This window comes from Gilliamella sp. CG22, from assembly GCF_046635725.1.
Taxonomy (GTDB): domain Bacteria; phylum Pseudomonadota; class Gammaproteobacteria; order Enterobacterales; family Orbaceae; genus Gilliamella; species Gilliamella apicola_I.
Genome location: NZ_JBIDFK010000002.1, coordinates 90,708 through 109,217, shown reverse-complemented (window position 1 = coordinate 109,217; position 18,510 = coordinate 90,708). Strand labels below are relative to the sequence as shown.

Sequence of the window (18,510 nt, the reverse complement as noted above, 5' to 3'; positions counted from 1 at the left end):
ATGAAATCAAAAAAACGAGCTTTTTGGTGGCTGTTAGTCGTTATGGGTTTGATGCTTGCGCTCGGTTATCTTATTTTGAATAGCAAACTTAACAGTAGTGTCTTATCACTGTTACCGAAAGAACAAACTCACGATGTGCCGACAGAACTTATTAATGGATTTCAAGACAGGCTTGATAAACAACTGGTTTGGTTAATCAAACCGACAGATCCCCATAATTTAGCCCCCATAACATGGTGGTACCAAAATCTAAAACAACAGTCTTTCATCGCTCAAGTTAATGGGCTAATTGATGAAAATTTTCAGCAAAATTGGGGGACTTTTACTTATCAATATCGTTATCAATTATTGGATGCAAAAACCATTGAACGACTTAAAACTGGCACTCAATTTAGTTGGATTCAAAGCCAACTTTATTCGCCATTTAGTGGTGTTAGTGCAGCTGAACTTAACCACGATCCCTTATTACTTACCCGTTCATCTCAACTAAATCAACTAAGTGACACGCATCATTTAACAATAAAAAATAATTGGCTAGCAGCCCAAGATGCACAAGGTGATATCTGGTATATGATTTATGCTGAATTAAACGGTTCATCGTTTAATATGAACGCTTCACATCAAATGGTGACACAACTTAATTTGTTAGCTGAACAGTTAAAAACAAAGTGGCCTGATACTCAAATTTTAAAACGGGGCGTACTGTTCTATAGTGATCACGCAAGTACTGAGGCAAAAGCAGATATTACCACGATTGGCAGTTTATCCATTATTGGCATTATTATATTAATGATTACGGTATTCCGCTCTGTCAGACCTGTTTTTCTTTCATTGTTATCAATTTTTATTGGTATGATTTGTGGATTAGTTGCGGTTCTCTCAATATTTGGTGAAATTCATATTATGACACTTGTCATGAGTACCAGTATCATCGGCATCACAATTGATTATTCATTGCACTATCTAACCGAACGTTTGCTTCATGGCAATCGTGAATCAGCAATGAGCAGTTTGAAAAAATTAATTTCTACATTGTTCATTGCATTATGCACCAGCTTTATAGCCTATCTTATTTTATTAATTGCCCCATTTCCTGGTTTAAAACAACTTTCTGTTTTTGCTGTATTTGGGTTAACCGGTGCATTTTTAACAGTCGTATGTTGGTATCCTTTTTTAGTTAAAAAATTACCTGTTCGTGAACAAGTTGGTCAACATTTATTAACTTTTTGGCTTCAGCTTTGGCAATCGAGCGTGATGCAGTGGGGCATGGTGATCTTTGCATTAATCTTTATTGCTTATGGATTAATACATTTAAAAGTTGATGATAATATTAGTAAATTACAAACTTTGCCAGCCGAACTACAACAACAGGAAAAACAGATAGTCAGTATTACACACCAATCAAACGAACAAAAGTGGTTTATTGTTTTTGGCGATAATGCTCAGCAAACATTACAGCGGCTTGAAAATTTTATCCCACAATTAGAACATGCAAAACAACAAGGCGTATTTGCACAATATCAAACAATTAATTTACCTTCTATTAAAAAACAGCAAAAAAATGTTGCGCTGATTCAGCAATATGCCCCTGAAATCCTAGCTTCATTGCAACAATTAGGTATTAATGCAAATCCACCAAACATTGTGCAACCTATTGATGTTATCACTCCCGAACAATGGCAACAAAGTGTAATTAGTCAAGGTAGAAAGTTACTCTGGTTATCATTGAAAGATGGGAAAAGTGCAACATTAATTCCCATTAGTGGGATTGAGCAATTAACTGAACTTAAAGCGTTATCCAAACCAGATCAAGGTATTTATTGGTTAGATCGCCGTTCAGAATTTAATACCATGTTTACCCATTATCGAATCCATTTATCACAATTAATGACTGGAGCCGTATTATTTATTTGTTTGTGCTTTATTTTTTATAATATCAAACAAGGTTTAAAATTTGCGTTAAAAAGCACATTACCTACACTGTTATCAATTGGTATCGCGCTATCGGTACATGGTATAATAGGGCAAACAATAAATTTATTCTCAATGTTAGCACTGATTCTTGTCATTGGCATCGGTATCGACTATAGTCTATTTTTAAGTAATGATAAAAGCCAAACTCAAAGTGCACTATTGGCAGTGATTTTGGCTGCCTTAACAACATTATTATCGTTTGGTCTACTCATTATTAGCCATACTAGTGCAATTATGGGATTTGGTTTAGTTTTAACAAGTGGCATATTTGGCGCTTTTTTATTTGCTCCACTTGTTATAAGAAATAAAACATAAAACACAAATAAATAGAAATATCAGGAATTTTTGGATGAAGAAATATTTAGTTTTACTGATTTTAGCACTAACAACACTCATTTCAGCGTGCGCACATCAATCTGAACAACCAAAAGCTTGGTTAACTAAGCAAATTAATATCAAATTGCCATCGCCCAAATTTAATCAACCTTATCACGACCAACAACTTCTTAAATTTAAATACCACAATCACGAAAATTCAATTATTACGTTAGTGGATGCGAATCAAAATCAATTGAAAGTTGTGGCATTATCTGCATTAGGAGTGCGGCTATTTGAACTTGAATATGACGGAAAAAATGTTAAAACTAAACAGAACATTTTTGTTAAAGAACTGCCTCCTCCAGAGCAAGTTCTATCAGATATTTTGTTTAGCATTTTACCAACCAAAGAGTGGCAATCTTCATTACCGAAAGGTTGGATTCTGGTTGATAATGAATTTAACCGAATCTTATCAGATGATAAAAATGAACCTATACTGACCATAACTTATCAAGAAAAACTGTCTGATCAGATCCGCAAACCGATCCGAATTGAACATCAAATATTTGGATATCAAATTATTATACAAAGTATGGATACAGCTAAATGATATATATAGCGGCACTTGGTGCAATTAATGCTTTAGGTAATAACCTTACAGAGATAAAACAAAATTTAACAGAAAAATCTGGCGCCAGACACTGTCTGGTTGAAGAAAATCACTGGTTATTAAATGGTAAAAAAACCTGGTTAGGCAAAGTGAAAGACAACTTGCCTGATATTCCAGAACATTTATCCCAATATGGAACACGCAATAATCAATTATTGTATGCAGCTTATTTACAAATTCAGCATGAAATTCATCAAACTATCAAAAAATACGGTACTCAACGTGTTGCTATCATAATGGGAACCAGCACATCGGGAATTCATGAAGGTGATATTTATATTAAACATTGTTTAACCAATAATAACCAACAAAACTTATTTACCTACAATCAGCAAGAATTGGGGGATCCTTCTTCGTTCCTTAAGGCTTTACTAAAATTACAAGGCCCAAGCTATACCATATCAACTGCTTGTACGTCGAGCGCAAGAGCAATTATCAGTGGTAAGCGACTTATTGAAGCAGGTATTGTTGATGCTGCAATAGTGGGCGGTGCAGATAGTCTTGGCAGAATGCCTATCAATGGTTTTAATGCCCTAGAAGCCCTATCAGAAAATCCTTGTATGCCTTTTGCCCAAAATCGTAATGGAATAAATATTGGTGAAGCAGGCGCAATATTTTTATTAACGAAAACTGAAACTAGTGACATTGCTGTTTTAGGTACTGGCGAATCCTCCGATGCTTATCATATATCTTCACCTCATCCCGAGGGCATTGGCGCTGAACAAGCGATGCAATTAGCGCTGGATGATGCCAAATTACAACCAAGCCAAATTGGTTATATTAATTTACATGGTACAGCAACCATATTGAATGATATCGCTGAAAGTAAAGCAGTCTACCGATTATTTAATCAAACATTACCACCCTGTAGCTCAACAAAACATCTGACCGGGCATACTTTAGGTAGTGCGGCTGCCACCGAATTAGCTATTAGTTATTTATTACTTGAACAAAATATTTATCTACCTAAACAAGATTTTTCAATATCGCAATATGATGAAAATCTGGATAAAATCAACATAGTTACTCAAGAAATGATGTTAAAAAAACCTATTATAATGTCAAATTCTTTTGCATTTGGAGGCAATAATACATCACTTATAATTGGAAAAGTTTAATGCAATATCATTTAGCAAGTTATTATTTACCACACGAAAAACCAATGGTCATGATTGAAAAGGTTCACTTTGTTGATGCACAGCAATGCATTTGCAGTGTTGAGGTAAATAAACAAGGCATACTATCCCCTTTTTTAAATGAAGATGATACGTTACCAAATTTTTATGCCATTGAGTTAATGGCTCAAACTATAGGTGTATGGAATGGTTATCATGGCATGGTGAGTGATAAAAAACCCACACTTGGTATGTTATTAGGCGGACGCGCAATTAAAAGTACGTTAAACGCCTTTCCATGCAATAGTCATTTAATGATTCATGCAAATTTGGTACTTAATGATGCCAAATTGGCTAATTTTGAATGCAAAATTATGATCAATCAAGAAATCGTTACAACCGGAAAATTAAATGTTTATGAACCAGATGAATGCGAATTAGACAATTTATTTGGTCAACAGCGATTTGGATAGGAGAAGAACAATAATGGAAAGAACAGTACTTGTCACTGGGGCAAGTAAAGGAATTGGTCAAGCGATTGCTTACAAACTTTCACAAGATGGTTTCACTATCGCCGTTCATTACCACAGTGATAAGCAAGGAGCGCTTGATACTCAAGCCACCATTGAAAAATTGGGTGGTAGAGCACGTTTAATACAATTTGATGTCAGTAACCATTCGCAATGTCAACAAACGATTGAGCAAGATATTGCTCTTAATGGCGCCTATTATGGTGTTGTGAATAATGCAGGAATCATACGAGATGGCGCCTTCCCTGCATTAACAGAAAATGATTGGAAAGATGTTATTCATACAGATCTCGATAGTTTTTATAATGTTCTTCATCCTTGTATTATGCCAATGATTGGACTACGCCGTGGCGGGCGTATTATTGTTATCTCATCTGTCTCTGGCATAGCAGGCAATCGAGGACAAGTTAATTATAGCGCAGCAAAAGCGGGGATAATCGGCGCAAGTAAAGCATTAGCACTTGAACTGGCTAAACGAAAAATCACTGTTAATTGTATTGCTCCGGGATTAATTGATACTGGCATATTAGATATGGAGCCCATTGCACTGCAAGAAGCAATGAAAATGATTCCATTAAAACGAATGGGACAGGTTGAAGAAGTTGCGGGGCTTGCCAGCTATTTAATGTCAGATTTAGCAGGATATGTCACACGCCAAGTCATTTCAATCAATGGAGGAATGATATGACCAAAAGAGTCGTTATAACAGGTATGGGTGGTGTCACGGCATTTGGCAATGACTGGTTAAGTGTACAAACAAATTTAAAGCAATTAAATAATGCCGTCAGATATATGCCTGAATGGGAAATTTATGACGGACTGCACACAAAATTGGGTGCCCCTATCGACAATTTTACCTTGCCAGAACATTATACCCGTAAAAAAACTCGCTCTATGGGTAGAGTGTCATTACTGTCTACTAAAGCAACAGAACTAGCGTTAGAAAAAGCAGGATTATTAGATGATCCAATCCTAACGAATGGTGAAACAGGTATCGCTTTTGGTTCTTCAACAGGAAGCACTCAGCCGGTTGCTGAATTTGCAACTATGTTAAACGAAAAACATACTAACAACATAACGGCGACCACCTATATACAAATGATGCCACATACAACAGCGGTAAACACTGGCTTATTTTTTGGATTAAAAGGTAGATTGATAACAACCTCGAGTGCTTGTACTTCTGGAAGCCAAGCTATTGGATATGCTTATGAAGCCATTAAATACGGGATGCAAACTATTATGGTTGCTGGAGGCGCTGAAGAGTTATGCCCTTCCGAAGCTGCTGTATTTGATACTTTATTCGCAACAAGCCAATTAAACGATCAACCCAAAAAATCACCACGACCTTATGATCGGGATAGAGACGGACTGGTTATTGGTGAAGGAGCCGGTGCACTTATACTGGAAGAGTATGAACATGCCAAAGCCCGAGGTGCTAAAATATATGGTGAAATTATCAGTTTTAAAACCAATTGCGATGCTAGTCATATCACACAACCACGCCAAGAAACCATTCAAATCTGTATGGAACAAGCTTTACAACAAGCAAGATTAGATCCTAAACAAATTGGTTACATTAGTGCTCACGGTACAGCTACCGCCAGAGGTGATATAGCCGAAAGTAATGCTGTTGCCAATATCTATGGTAACCAAACCCCAATATCGTCATTAAAAAGCTATTTTGGACATACACTTGGGGCTTGTGGTGCAATTGAAGCTTGGTTATCTGTCGAAATGATGCATAATGGTTGGTTCAACCCAACTATTAACCTTGAAAATGTCGATCCTGCTTGTGGTGACTTGGATTATATTGTCGGTTCAGGCCGAAATTTGGATATTGAATATATGCAAACCAATAATTTTGCTTTTGGCGGTATCAACACTTCAATTATTATTAAACGTATCTAGTTTTTTCTAAAAATAACAACTGTATAACTTAATTACAGTTGTTATTTTCTAGGGGGAAGTAATTAATACTCCGTTTCAAGCGAATAAAAAGGGCATTACAGGCCATTTCCTTGCCTGAAAAACAATCTTTCAACGCTTTTTACCACATTTTTTGAAATTTTCTCAGAAAGTTTTTGTCTACGTTGATAACTGACAGAAATAATCTTATGCGAATCCAAGTGAGATAAAATAAAATCATCACTGGTACTGATTTCATCCACCAAGCCTTTATCTTTCGCTTGTGTTGCAAACCAGTGTTCACCCGTTGCCACTTGATCGATATCGATATTGGGACGATACTCTTTAACAAAATCTTTAAATAACAGATGAGTTTCTTCAAGTTCTTGTTTGAATTTTTGGCGACCTTCATCAGTGTTTTCACCAAACATAGTTAACGTCCGTTTATACTCACCTGCTGTTTGTAACTCAATATCCACATCATGCTTTTTAAGTAAGCGATTAAAGTTAGGAATCTGAGCAACCACACCAATCGAACCAACGATAGCAAAAGGTGCTGCAACAATTTTATTGGCAGTACATGCCATCATATATCCACCACTTGCGGCCACTTTATCAACGACAGCAGTAAAAGGAATATTACGAGTTCTGAAACGTAATAATTGTGACGCAGCTAATCCATAACCATGTACAACACCACCAGGACTTTCAAGTTTAATCACGACTTCATCTTCAGGTTTAATAATCGCTAATACCGCCGTAATTTCTTGACGTAATTCTTCAACTTCGTGCGCATCCATACTACCATTAAAAGATAACACAAATAGTTTGGGTTTGGTCTTTTCGTCCGTTTGGTTAATGGTCTGTGAATCTGGCGAATCTTCGGTGAGCCCAGCTTTAGGCTGTTCGCCCGCTTTTTCCTGTTTCTTTTTTTGTTTAGCGGCTAATTTTGCCTGTTTCTTCTCAAGCTTTTTCTGTTTTTTGAGATCTTTCATAAACTGCTTAGCTTCGAGCTCGTCCATGCTCGACATTAACATTTCATCTTTAACTTGTTCATACTCTTGACTGACATCTTTTACCGATAAGCGACCAGCAATCGTTGCCGATTTGCGACGCTGACTTAATATGAAGATCAGCACGGCTAAAATTGCAACAACAACAGTAGCTGTTTCAGCTAAGAAAAGAGAATATACTGAAAACCAATTCATTTAATAATTATCCTTTGATTGAATATTTTATTTATTATAACAATATAATTGAGGATTGTGCCGAAAATCAACAAAGATAAAAATTGTCGCTTTATTCGGCAATTCAAATTATTTATACTGTTAGCCCAATTTATTGTTATATGAGAACGAATATGTCTTTACGCCCAATTACCGAAATTGCCAATCACTGTAATATACCTGAAGAATTTGTCCTTCCTTATGGTAAACATGTAGCCAAGATCGATTTATCCATTATCAAAGAAAATCAAAACAAAACAACAGGCAAATTGGTACTTGTTACTGCTATAACGCCAACTCCCCTTGGAGAAGGTAAAACGGTCAATACCATTGGGCTAAGTGAAGGATTGAATTACTTAGGCAAAAAAGCGATTGCTTGCATTCGTCAACCCAGTCTTGGACCGGTATTTGGTGTAAAAGGTGGCGCAGCCGGTGGTGGGCAAGCCGAAGTATTACCGATGGAGACATTAAATTTACATTTAACGGGTGACATCCATGCGATAACAGCAGCGCATGATTTAGCATCGGCAGCATTAGATTCACGACTTTATCACGAAGATCGTCTTGGTGATGAATTCACAAACGAAACGGGATTACCTCGTTTAAATATTGATATTCATCGCATTGTTTGGAAACGCGTCATTGATCATAACGATCGAGCATTACGTAAAATTACTGTTGGCGTCGGTGGCGGTGTAAATGGCGTTGAACGTCAAGATGGATTTGAAATTACCGCTGCTTCTGAGCTTATGGCAATTTTAGCTTTAGCTTCGGATTTACAAGATATGCGTGAACGCATTGGACGTATTATTTTAGCTTATAATACTAATGGCGAACCAATAACGGCTGAGCAACTTGAAGTTGCAGGTGCAATGACAGTATTACTTAAAAATGCCATTAACCCAAATCTGATGCAAACTGTCGAAAATACACCGGTTTTAATTCATGCCGGGCCTTTTGCTAATATTGCGCATGGTAACTCTTCTGTTATTGCGGATCGCATTGCATTAAAACTTGCTGACTATGTGGTGACTGAAGCAGGATTTGGATCGGATATGGGGATGGAAAAATTCTTCAATATCAAATATCGCCAAGCAGGAATCAAAGCCGATTGTGTTGTATTGGTAGCGACTGTACGAAGTTTAAAATCTAACAGTGGTAAATATAACATTAAACCGGGTCAACCCATTCCAAAAGAGATATCGGAATCTAATGTTGAATTACTTGAAATTGGTGCAGCTAACTTGGCATGGCATATTAATAATGCCAAAAGTTATGGTTTACAAGTCATTGTAGCTATAAATCGCTTTCCACATGATAGCGAAAAAGAACTTGCTTTCTTACAAAAATACGCGGTTGAACATGGCGCATTGGCGTGTGAAATTAGTGAAGTCTTTACACAAGGTGGTAAAGGTGCTGAAAAACTGGCTGAGCATGTTATCAAAGCTTGCGCTATGCCGAGTAAAATTCAATTGCCCTACCCAGATAACATGCCATTGATTGATAAGATTCAAACTATTGTAAAAAAATATGGTGCTAATAAAGCAAACTTATCCGCTAAAGCATTGGAAAACATTAAAGAGATCGAAGCATTGAAACTGGATCATCTGCCACTTTGTATTGCTAAAACTCCTATGTCAATTAGTGCTGATGCCAACTTAAAAAATGTCCCTACTAACTTTGATGTCGATATCAGTCATCTAGCCATATCCGCTGGTGCTGGTTTTATTCGAGTTTATGCAGGAAACGTCATGACCATGCCTGGACTTGGTACCAATCCAGCATATAGGCAAATTGATATTGACAAAGATGGTAATATTATAGGTTTAAGCTAATGCAAGAAGTGATTATGCAAACCAAACAACAATATAAAGCATTTATAGATGAACAAAACTGTATTGGCTGTGGCAAATGTATTCGCGTTTGTCCAACCGATGCAATTGTTGGCAGTAAACAAGTTTTACATTCCATTTTGCCACAATTATGTACCGCATGTAGTAATTGTATTAATACCTGCCCAACGGACTGTATTACTTTAAGCACTTTAGGCGTGAGACTAAGTGACGCAGAAGAGTTACAGTTAACGCAGAAAAAACAGCAACGGCTCAATCACAATCAGTTAGTTCCACCGACAATATTATTTCCTCGCACTGTGCCAACAAGTAATACTCAAAAATCGGTCAATCAAACCGATCGTAAACAGTCAATTGCTGATGCGATTGCCAGAGTAAAAGCCAAAAAAAACCTCGCTAAGTAGCGAGGTTTTTATTTAAGACTCTATGCCAACCAATTATTCATTCGGTTAACATCAAACATGTATTAGTCTTTATTGCCACTTCTGAATGCTCGTTTACGATCATTTTCAGTTAAATGACGTTTACGAATACGAATCGATAATGGTGTAACTTCGACTAATTCATCATCATCAATAAACTCTAATGCTTGTTCTAATGACATCTTAACAGGTGGTGAAAGTGTTGTCGCTTCATCAGTACCTGACGCACGCATATTGGTTAATTTTTTTCCTGTTAAACAGTTAACCGTTAAATCATTTGATCGAGTATGAATACCAATAATTTGACCTTCATAAACTTCAGCACCATGACCTAAGAATAATTTACCACGATCTTGCAAGCTATAAAGCGCATACGCTAATGCTTTACCCGTACCGTTCGAAATCATTACCCCGTTATTACGTTGTCCAATTTCACCCGGACGCACATCATCATAATGACTGAATGTAGAATAAAGTAAACCGGTACCCGAGGTCATTGTCATAAATTCAGTTCTAAAACCGATAAGACCACGGCTTGGAATCACATAATCTAAACGTACACGTCCTTTACCATCAGGTAACATATTGGTTAAATCACCTTTACGTAAACCAAGTGCTTCCATCACTGAACCTTGATGTTGCTCTTCGATATCAAGCGTCACTTGTTCAAATGGTTCTTGCTTTTTACCGTCAATGTCACGATAAATAACTTTAGGGCGTGATACTCCTAATTCATAACCTTCACGACGCATATTTTCGATTAATACAGATAAATGCAATTCACCTCGACCAGATACTCTAAATGCATCCGGATCTGGCGTTTCTTCTACACGAAGCGCAACATTATGCACGAGTTCTTTTCTTAAACGTTCCAAAATTTGACGTGAAGTGACATATTTACCTTCTTTACCGGCAAAAGGTGAACTGTTGACATTAAAGAACATCGTTACAGTTGGTTCATCAACACTTAAAGCAGGTAAAGCTTCAACACAACTATTATCACAAATCGTATCAGAAATACCTAACTCACCTAATCCGGTTAAAGCAATAATATCACCAGCTTCAGCAACTTCTGCTTCATAACGTTGCAAGCCTAAATGACCTAAAACTTGCCCTACTTTACCCGTTCGTTTATTCCCTTCACTATCAATAATAGTGACTTGTTGATTTGGTTTTACACGACCTCGTTTAATGCGACCAATGCCTATAACGCCAACATAATTATTATAATCAAGTTGTGAAATTTGCATTTGGAATGGGCCGTCTAAATCAACTTTCGGTGGCTCAACATATTTTACAATCGCTTCGAATAATGGCGTCATATCTTCAGCCATATTTTCATGGTCAAGCCCTGCGATTCCCATTAAAGCTGAAGCATAAACAATCGGAAAATCTAATTGTTCATCAGTCGCACCTAAATTGACAAACAAGTCAAACACTTGATCGACAACCCAATCAGGACGCGCACCCGGACGGTCAACTTTATTAATAACAACGATTGGTTTTAAACCATGAGCAAACGCTTTTTGTGTCACAAAACGTGTTTGTGGCATTGGGCCGTCCATTGCATCAACCAGCAATAGCACAGAATCCACCATAGACATAACACGTTCAACTTCACCACCAAAATCAGCATGTCCTGGGGTGTCAACAATATTTATACGGTAACCATTCCAGTCAATCGCTGTGTTTTTAGCTAAAATGGTAATACCACGCTCTTTTTCAAGCGCATTTGAATCCATTATTCGCTCGTTATCGTCACCACGCAAATTATCAAGCGTACCTGACTGTTTCAACAATTTATCAACCAAAGTTGTTTTACCATGGTCAACGTGAGCAATAATGGCTATGTTTCTTAAATTTTCAATCACAATTAAAATCCCAATTAGGAGACAGATTCTTTAGGCGCAATATTGTACACCTTTTTGATCCAAATGTTGATCTATATCATAAAGTTTCTTTAAAAGAGTGCAATAAATTGATAACCATTTAGAATTTTTAAATTATATTACAAAAAATTAGATTATTAACACACTTCGGCATAAAACTGATCAGCAAACTCTTCTACTTTTGACCAATCTGTATATTCAATCATGGGTTTACTTACATCGGTATCACCTTTTCCAAGCCACATAATAAAACGGATCATATTACGGTCAAACCAATTATATTGTGGATAATAAAGTGCCCCGGCAAAGACAGCTTTGATGGTCGGTTTCCATAATATTTTAGCTAAAAACTTTCTGGTATATAAATTGGTTTCAGGGGTATTTTTATTGAGCTTTCTTGCCACCATATTCACCCCAAAAAATCCAGACTTTATTTGATTTAATTGCTGATAATGAGCATCAATAAATTTTTTCATTATTTTACTGTAAAAACCATAACGAATTGAACTTCCAAGAAGCACTGCTTGATAGGGTGTTAAATCGATTTTGGTATCCGGTAATAACTCAATCACGTCACAATCACACTTGTGACCCAAACGATTTTTTATTCGCTCCATAATTTTGAGTGTTTGTTTTTCGTGCGTAGTATAAAGTAACAAGACTTTAATAGCAGTGGTCATAACATTGCCTCTTTATTTTAAATATCGACTAATTATCAATATTACTTTTTTTATGATAAAAATTAACAAATTCGGGATGATTTCATGCAAAACTTTGATTATAGTATTAAGCTAATTTAACCAGACCGGAACTGAATATGACGATTTCACCTCCAAAACTGAGTGCAATTATTTTGGCGGCAGGAAAAGGCACACGGATGTATTCCAACCTTCCTAAAGTTTTACACAAAATCGGCGATAAACCGATGTTACAACATGTTATTGATACTGTTCAACAACTTAATCCCCATTATATCAATATTATCTATGGACATGGCAAAGATCAGCTTGAAAAGGCACTGGAAAATCAATCCGTAAATCTTGTTTTTCAAGCTGAGCAACTCGGAACAGGACACGCAGTCCAGCAAGCCATACCTTATATTCAAGATGAAGAAGATATTTTGATTTTATATGGTGATACGCCACTTATATCGGTTCAAACATTGCAAACTTTAATTAACAATAAACCCAAACAAGGTATTGCACTGTTAACCGTTAAACTGGATGATCCAACTGGCTATGGACGTATTGAGCGTAAAGATGGCAAAGTGACCGCCATTGTTGAACAAAAAGATGCCACGTCAGAACAGCAAAAAATTAATGAAATTAATACGGGTATTATGATCGTAACAGGAAAACTATTGAAAAACTGGTTATCTCGTTTAACAAATCATAATGCACAAAAAGAGTACTATCTGACTGATATTATCAATTTTGCTTATCAAGATGGATATGACATTATTACTGCTCACCCTATTGAACAATTTGAAGTTGAGGGAGTCAATAATCGTCTACAATTGGCCACACTAGAGCGCCACTATCAACAGCAACAAGCAAAACGTTTACTTAACGCTGGCGTGACTCTACTTGATCCCGAGCGATTTGACTTACGAGGTATACTTTCACATGGTATGGATGTCACCATTGATTGTAACGTCATCATCAATGGCAATGTCAAATTAGGGAATAACGTCTTTATCGGTGCTGGATGTATCTTAAAAAACTGCATCATTGGCGATAATAGTGAAATTAGTCCTTATAGCATAATTGAAGATTCAATCATTGCAGAACAATGTACGATAGGGCCTTTTGCTCGATTACGACCTGGCTCAAAACTCGATGAAAAAGCACATGTCGGCAACTTTGTTGAACTTAAAAAAGCCCATTTAGGCAAAGCCAGTAAAGCGGGGCATTTAAGTTACCTTGGAGATAGTGAAATAGGGAGTAACGTTAATATCGGTGCAGGCACTATCACTTGTAATTATGATGGTGCAAACAAATTTGAAACCATTATTGAAGACGATGTCTTTGTTGGCTCTGATACACAGTTAATTGCCCCAGTGAAAATTGGTAAAGGCGCAACCATTGCAGCAGGAACAACGGTTACTAACAACGTGGGGGACAATGAACTTGTGGTAAGCCGTGTTAAACAAAGACAAATTAGTGGCTGGAAGCGACCTACAAAATCAAAATAGCGAGGAGTAAACTGTGTGTGGAATTGTCGGTGCCATTGCTAACCGTGATGTAGCAGAAATTCTGTTAGAAGGCTTAAAACGATTAGAGTATCGGGGTTATGATTCGGCTGGTCTTGCCATTATATCGCCTCAAGGTAAATTACAAAGAGTAAGGCGAGTTGGAAAAGTCAATAAACTGAAAGAAGCACTTGATAGCAAACCATTAAAAGGCTCGATAGGCATTGCGCATACACGTTGGGCTACACATGGTGAACCGACAGAACTCAATGCGCATCCCCATATTTCCGATTATATTGCCGTTGTTAATAATGGTATTATTGAAAACTATGAACCACTCCGTGAAAAGTTGATTGCTAAAGGCTATCAATTTCGCTCAGAAACAGATACGGAAGTTATTTCCCACTTAGTTCACGATATTATTTCAACTGATAATTGTTCATTAATTAATGCGGTAAAAAAAGCCATACCATTACTACGAGGAGCTTATGGTACCGTAATTATGGACATACGAAATCCTGACCAACTTGTGGCGGCTCGTTCCGGTAGCCCGTTAGTAATTGGTTGTGGTATCGCTGAGCATTTTATTGCCTCAGATCAACTTGCTTTATTACCCGTGACCAATCAGTTTATCTATTTAGAAGAAGGTGATATTGCACTGATTACACACAAAACCGTTTCTATATTTGATAAAAATAACAATCAAGTTAAGCGCCCATTTGTCACCTCTGATGTTAAATATGATGCAGGAAGTAAAACAGGCTATAACCATTACATGCAAAAAGAGATATACGAACAACCTAATGCAATTAAAAATACATTGGAAGGTCGTATACAGCATGGCAAAGTCAATTTATCCGAATTAGGCGAACAATCTAACACGATACTTAAGCAAGTTGAGCATATCCAAATTGTTGCTTGCGGTACCGCGTATAATGCTGGTATGGTTGCTCGCTATTGGTTTGAAGCATTAGCAGGGATTCCTTGTGATGTTGAAATAGCCTCAGAATTTCGCTATCGTAAACCTGCTAAGCGTAAAAATAGTTTATTTATTTCACTATCTCAATCGGGTGAAACCGCTGATACACTTGCCGCATTAAGGTTAGCAAAAGAAAATCACTATTTAAGCACCTTAGCCATATGTAATGTCGCTGCTTCAACGTTAGTACGTGAAGCCGAACTGGTATTATTAACCAAAGCAGGGGTTGAAATTGGTGTAGCTTCAACGAAAGCATTTACCACTCAATTGACTGTATTACTACTACTTGTTGCAAAATTAGGTCGATTAAATCAGATGGCTCAAAGTACGGAACAAGCAATTGTCCATGCTCTTCAAACCTTGCCCAATCGTATTGAACAAGTACTCATTGCGGAACCGAAAATCAAAAAACTGGCCGAACAATTTGTTAATAAACATCATGCGCTCTTTTTAGGGCGTGGCGAGCAATACCCGATTGCCATGGAAGCATCATTAAAATTAAAAGAGATCTCTTATATCCATGCAGAAGCCTATGCCGCAGGTGAACTGAAACATGGGCCTTTAGCACTTATTGATGCCGATATGCCCGTCATCGTGATGGCGCCCACAAACGACATGCTAGAAAAGCTAAAATCAAATATTGAAGAAGTTCGGGCTCGGGGCGGTCAACTTTATGTTTTTGCCGAACAAGATGCAGGATTTATAAGCGATGATACAATGCATATCCTTAACCTGCCTTATATTGAAGAGTTAACGGCACCTATCTACTACACCGTACCGACACAATTATTAGCCTATCATGTGGCTTTAATAAAAGGTACAGACGTTGATCAACCTCGTAATTTGGCAAAATCGGTGACTGTTGAATAGCTTTTTAAATATATTATCTAACAGTCTTAAATTTTAAATTGACCTATCAGACAAGCCTCTTTTTTAACGAGTTTAAATAACCCAATATTATCCTTAGACTGATTGGGTTAAGTAAAAATTGATTAATTCAAATAATTATTCCCACGATTGAAAATTAAATTTTTACCTATAATTAACGAATAATTTAAATTTTCGTTGACTTTAAAAATTTAATAACTTAGCATTTATTTTACTTTGTTAACATTTTCTTTACGCATTAATTATAAGAAACTGTTATTCATATAAAAAAAATGCTATACACCCCTAAACTCAATGGGTCTCAAATAAATGACCTTACCGAAAAATGAGATAAATTTAGTTAACGGTAGTCGTCGAGGAGTCATTAAAGATGGTTATCAAATTTCAAGGGGAAAAAGGTATAGATAAGTGGCATTATGATATTAGTATCTGCACGTCATGGTAAATTCTAACTGAGTTTCACTAATATTTATGCAGTAATATAAACTTTTACTGCATAATTTTTTGTCATACAAATTATAGAACAGTTAAAATGAAAAAAATATTATTAAGTATAGTTTTTTTTGCAATAATTCCATTTTTATCACAATCCCAAGAATTAGAATGGTTCTTAGATGAAGATGAGCAAGGTCTACTATTTATAGCATTAAAAATTAATGATCTTGATGAAGAACTTACATGTATACTAGATACAGGAACTACAGAGGTCTTAAATTTACCAATAGATATTATTAATAAAATTGAAGATAAAGTTGAAAAAGATGATAAACGAAAGCGTACTGATATACTAGGCAACATCCAATATTCTCGTCAATTTATGTTACGAAACGTTAAAATTAATAATTTATTTTATGAAAAATTAGAAATTGAAGAGTATAAACCTTGGGGAGCTATTTTAGATATAAATACTGGAGAGAAAAAAGCAAAAAAAGAGCAACATTTTGATTATCAACATGTTGCAGTAGCTGGTTTAGGCTTTTTTGTAAATAAAGTCGTTACTTTTGATATCATAAGTAACAAACTCATTTTATCTGATAATTTTACAAAACAAATTGAAAACGATTGGTTAGAAATACCTTTCACTAAAGGTTCAAAAGGACATTTAATATTAAATGCTACTGATGATGTCAAAAGTTATGCATTAATATTCGATACTGGTGCAGGAAAAAATATAATTAGTTCTAAAAAACTTTCTAATAACAAAGAATTAATAAAATTAAAGGAGTTTCCTTTTTATATTACGGAACTATCTTTTGTCGATATTCCTAATTTCAAAGATGATTTTATAGTACTTGATGGGTTAACTGATGATTTGCCTGCTGATGGCATACTTGGCAATGATTTTTTATATAGTTATATCGTTAAGATTGATTTTAAAAATCAGAAAATGTGGATAAAACCTCAACCGGAAGAATAATATATCGTAAATTTACAGTATTTAAACTTACTACTCTATCAACATATGCAATATATGAAACAAGAACCAATTTAAAACAATAAAATGGGCATTAAATAAAAAAACTCCATCATAACTAAATTTATAGTAAAAATGGAAAAAATTAAATAAGTTAAAAATTAAATTAGAAAGCATGACAAGCAAAAAATATAAAGATTTATTTCCATTTTTTCTTTTTGTTAAATTCTTTAGGGTATTCAACCCACCATATCGCAAAAAAATCAATAAAAAACAATACAAATGTTGACCATATTAAAAAATTATAATCTGAATTATACTTGGAAATATCTCCCCCTTTAGATAATAAAAAACCATGAGAAATAGTGACAATATAGCTATAAATTAGACTGATACGCCTCTTCCATATTAACTTAGCATTATATCGATAATCATTAACGGTATATTTTCTAAATTGAAAAGAAATAATAATTCCGAGAAAAGAATACAAATAAAATAAAAAATAATTTAAAAACACCACGTTTATTCATTAACCTCTTCATTATTTTCATCGGAATATATAGGATATGTTGAACCGTCTGGTGTGATACATTTGTAATAACCCGAACTTTTATTAGGATCCGAATTGTCTGCCATAACAAAATTACATGAATGGATTATTTCACCTACATTATTAATATTTTCTGGTTGAGGAATATATAATGCAGGTTCATCAGTCTCTTTATTTTTAAAGAAAATATTTTTAGCTTCATCTACAATGTCAGTTAGAGATATAGCATCACTCACTATCTCAACCGTTAGCCATTTTCCACTCATCCTTTTGAATGCTCTTTGCAAATCCTGAACACCATAATAATATAATTTAAAAACTTCTTTATTTACTGGATTAAATTCATTGATTTTTAATGTTTTATCTAATTTAGGTTCTAATTTTAGTTTACCATGAACTGAAATGCCCAAATCGACGAAATCATAAGCAAGCGAACCAACATATTTAGACACACCCAACACTTGAGCAAATTTTGATCGTGATGATTTTATAAATATTAAACGATATTATCAAGGCAAATAATTTAATTAACTTTATGATTTAAAATTTCTTTTTTTATTATTGGTTATATTTTAAACCGATT

15 protein-coding genes are annotated in these 18,510 nt (G+C 35.5%); 11 read left to right on the top strand and 4 right to left on the bottom strand.

Annotated features, from left to right (window positions below):
- The 6 genes from ACGH46_RS02205 to ACGH46_RS02180 are packed head-to-tail and all read left to right on the top strand — an operon-like array spanning position 1 to position 6,518.
- Positions 1-2,289, top strand: coding sequence for an MMPL family transporter (locus tag ACGH46_RS02205; protein ID WP_411603882.1), 2,289 nt, complete (start codon positions 1-3; stop codon positions 2,287-2,289).
- Positions 2,290-2,323: 34 nt separating this feature from the next.
- Positions 2,324-2,902, top strand: a complete 579-nt coding sequence (locus ACGH46_RS02200) for a DUF3261 domain-containing protein (RefSeq protein WP_267351650.1) — start codon at positions 2,324-2,326, stop codon at positions 2,900-2,902.
- The gene (locus tag ACGH46_RS02195; protein WP_411603879.1) at positions 2,899-4,080 is read left to right on the top strand and encodes a beta-ketoacyl-[acyl-carrier-protein] synthase family protein; all 1,182 of its coding nucleotides are present in this window, start codon (positions 2,899-2,901) and stop codon (positions 4,078-4,080) included. Before ACGH46_RS02200 ends, ACGH46_RS02195 begins: the two co-directional genes overlap by 4 nt.
- Positions 4,080-4,550 carry a 3-hydroxy-fatty acyl-ACP dehydratase gene (locus ACGH46_RS02190; protein WP_267351654.1) on the top strand — a complete coding sequence of 157 codons (471 nt, stop codon included), beginning with the start codon at positions 4,080-4,082 and terminating at the stop codon, positions 4,548-4,550. Before ACGH46_RS02195 ends, ACGH46_RS02190 begins: the two co-directional genes overlap by 1 nt.
- Positions 4,551-4,563: 13 nt before the next feature.
- Complete coding sequence (locus ACGH46_RS02185) at positions 4,564-5,295, top strand: 3-ketoacyl-ACP reductase FabG2 (protein WP_411603877.1); 732 nt, start codon at positions 4,564-4,566, stop codon at positions 5,293-5,295.
- Complete coding sequence (locus ACGH46_RS02180; protein ID WP_267351658.1) at positions 5,292-6,518, top strand: beta-ketoacyl-ACP synthase; 1,227 nt, start codon at positions 5,292-5,294, stop codon at positions 6,516-6,518. The genes ACGH46_RS02185 and ACGH46_RS02180 overlap by 4 nt, the downstream gene beginning before the upstream one ends.
- A 95-nt stretch (positions 6,519-6,613) precedes the next feature.
- Here the strand turns inward: ACGH46_RS02180 and sohB are convergent, their stop codons facing one another.
- Entirely contained in the window at positions 6,614-7,723 is a 1,110-nt protein-coding gene (gene sohB / locus ACGH46_RS02175) for a protease SohB (RefSeq protein WP_267377952.1), read from the bottom strand.
- A gap of 152 nt (positions 7,724-7,875) precedes the next feature.
- Between sohB and ACGH46_RS02170 the strand changes: the two genes are divergently transcribed.
- Both ACGH46_RS02170 and ACGH46_RS02165 read left to right on the top strand, forming a co-directional pair.
- A complete protein-coding gene (locus ACGH46_RS02170; RefSeq protein WP_411603874.1) occupies positions 7,876-9,576 on the top strand; it encodes a formate--tetrahydrofolate ligase in 1,701 nt (566 codons plus the stop codon).
- On the top strand, positions 9,576-9,998 hold the full coding sequence (locus ACGH46_RS02165) for an RnfABCDGE type electron transport complex subunit B (RefSeq protein ID WP_411596925.1): 423 nt from the start codon (positions 9,576-9,578) through the stop codon (positions 9,996-9,998). Before ACGH46_RS02170 ends, ACGH46_RS02165 begins: the two co-directional genes overlap by 1 nt.
- Before the next feature lie 62 nt (positions 9,999-10,060).
- Here ACGH46_RS02165 and typA read toward each other — a convergent pair whose 3' ends face one another.
- Together typA and hemG are read right to left on the bottom strand one after the other, a co-directional pair.
- The gene (typA, locus tag ACGH46_RS02160; RefSeq protein WP_065559098.1) at positions 10,061-11,887 is read right to left on the bottom strand and encodes a translational GTPase TypA; all 1,827 of its coding nucleotides are present in this window, start codon (positions 11,885-11,887) and stop codon (positions 10,061-10,063) included.
- Positions 11,888-12,042: 155 nt separating this feature from the next.
- Positions 12,043-12,573: a menaquinone-dependent protoporphyrinogen IX dehydrogenase gene (gene hemG, locus ACGH46_RS02155; protein WP_411604145.1), complete on the bottom strand. Its 531-nt coding sequence runs from the start codon at positions 12,571-12,573 to the stop codon at positions 12,043-12,045.
- Positions 12,574-12,722: 149 nt separating this feature from the next.
- On the opposite strand from hemG, the gene glmU reads away from it, so the two are divergent.
- The 3 genes from glmU to ACGH46_RS02140 all read left to right on the top strand — a co-directional run bounded on the left by glmU (position 12,723) and on the right by ACGH46_RS02140 (position 17,380).
- Positions 12,723-14,099 carry a bifunctional UDP-N-acetylglucosamine diphosphorylase/glucosamine-1-phosphate N-acetyltransferase GlmU gene (gene glmU / locus ACGH46_RS02150; RefSeq protein WP_411603871.1) on the top strand — a complete coding sequence of 459 codons (1,377 nt, stop codon included), beginning with the start codon at positions 12,723-12,725 and terminating at the stop codon, positions 14,097-14,099.
- Between the two features lie 13 nt (positions 14,100-14,112).
- Positions 14,113-15,945 (top strand): glutamine--fructose-6-phosphate transaminase (isomerizing), encoded by a 1,833-nt coding sequence (glmS, locus tag ACGH46_RS02145; RefSeq protein ID WP_411603869.1) that lies wholly within the window; start codon positions 14,113-14,115, stop codon positions 15,943-15,945.
- Positions 15,946-16,495: 550 nt separating this feature from the next.
- The gene (locus ACGH46_RS02140) at positions 16,496-17,380 is read left to right on the top strand and encodes a hypothetical protein (protein WP_411603866.1); all 885 of its coding nucleotides are present in this window, start codon (positions 16,496-16,498) and stop codon (positions 17,378-17,380) included.
- A 519-nt stretch (positions 17,381-17,899) separates the two neighbouring features.
- Here ACGH46_RS02140 and ACGH46_RS02135 read toward each other — a convergent pair.
- A complete protein-coding gene (locus ACGH46_RS02135) occupies positions 17,900-18,418 on the bottom strand; it encodes a DUF4225 domain-containing protein (RefSeq protein WP_411604142.1) in 519 nt (172 codons plus the stop codon).
- Positions 18,419-18,510 lie beyond the last annotated feature (92 nt).

Excerpts from the sequence above, each read along its gene's own strand:
- ACGH46_RS02205 (WP_411603882.1), top strand. The coding sequence starts at position 1 with ATGAAATCAAAAAAACGAGCTTTTTGGTGGCTGTTAGTCGTTATGGGT.
- ACGH46_RS02165 (WP_411596925.1), top strand. The coding sequence starts at position 9,576 with ATGCAAGAAGTGATTATGCAAACCAAACAACAATATAAAGCATTTATA.
- ACGH46_RS02200 (WP_267351650.1), top strand. The coding sequence starts at position 2,324 with ATGAAGAAATATTTAGTTTTACTGATTTTAGCACTAACAACACTCATT.
- ACGH46_RS02190 (WP_267351654.1), top strand. The coding sequence starts at position 4,080 with ATGCAATATCATTTAGCAAGTTATTATTTACCACACGAAAAACCAATG.
- ACGH46_RS02195 (WP_411603879.1), top strand. The coding sequence starts at position 2,899 with ATGATATATATAGCGGCACTTGGTGCAATTAATGCTTTAGGTAATAAC.
- sohB (WP_267377952.1), bottom strand. The coding sequence starts at position 7,723 with ATGAATTGGTTTTCAGTATATTCTCTTTTCTTAGCTGAAACAGCTACT.
- ACGH46_RS02180 (WP_267351658.1), top strand. The coding sequence starts at position 5,292 with ATGACCAAAAGAGTCGTTATAACAGGTATGGGTGGTGTCACGGCATTT.
- glmU (WP_411603871.1), top strand. The coding sequence starts at position 12,723 with ATGACGATTTCACCTCCAAAACTGAGTGCAATTATTTTGGCGGCAGGA.
- ACGH46_RS02185 (WP_411603877.1), top strand. The coding sequence starts at position 4,564 with ATGGAAAGAACAGTACTTGTCACTGGGGCAAGTAAAGGAATTGGTCAA.
- ACGH46_RS02140 (WP_411603866.1), top strand. The coding sequence starts at position 16,496 with ATGAAAAAAATATTATTAAGTATAGTTTTTTTTGCAATAATTCCATTT.
- ACGH46_RS02170 (WP_411603874.1), top strand. The coding sequence starts at position 7,876 with ATGTCTTTACGCCCAATTACCGAAATTGCCAATCACTGTAATATACCT.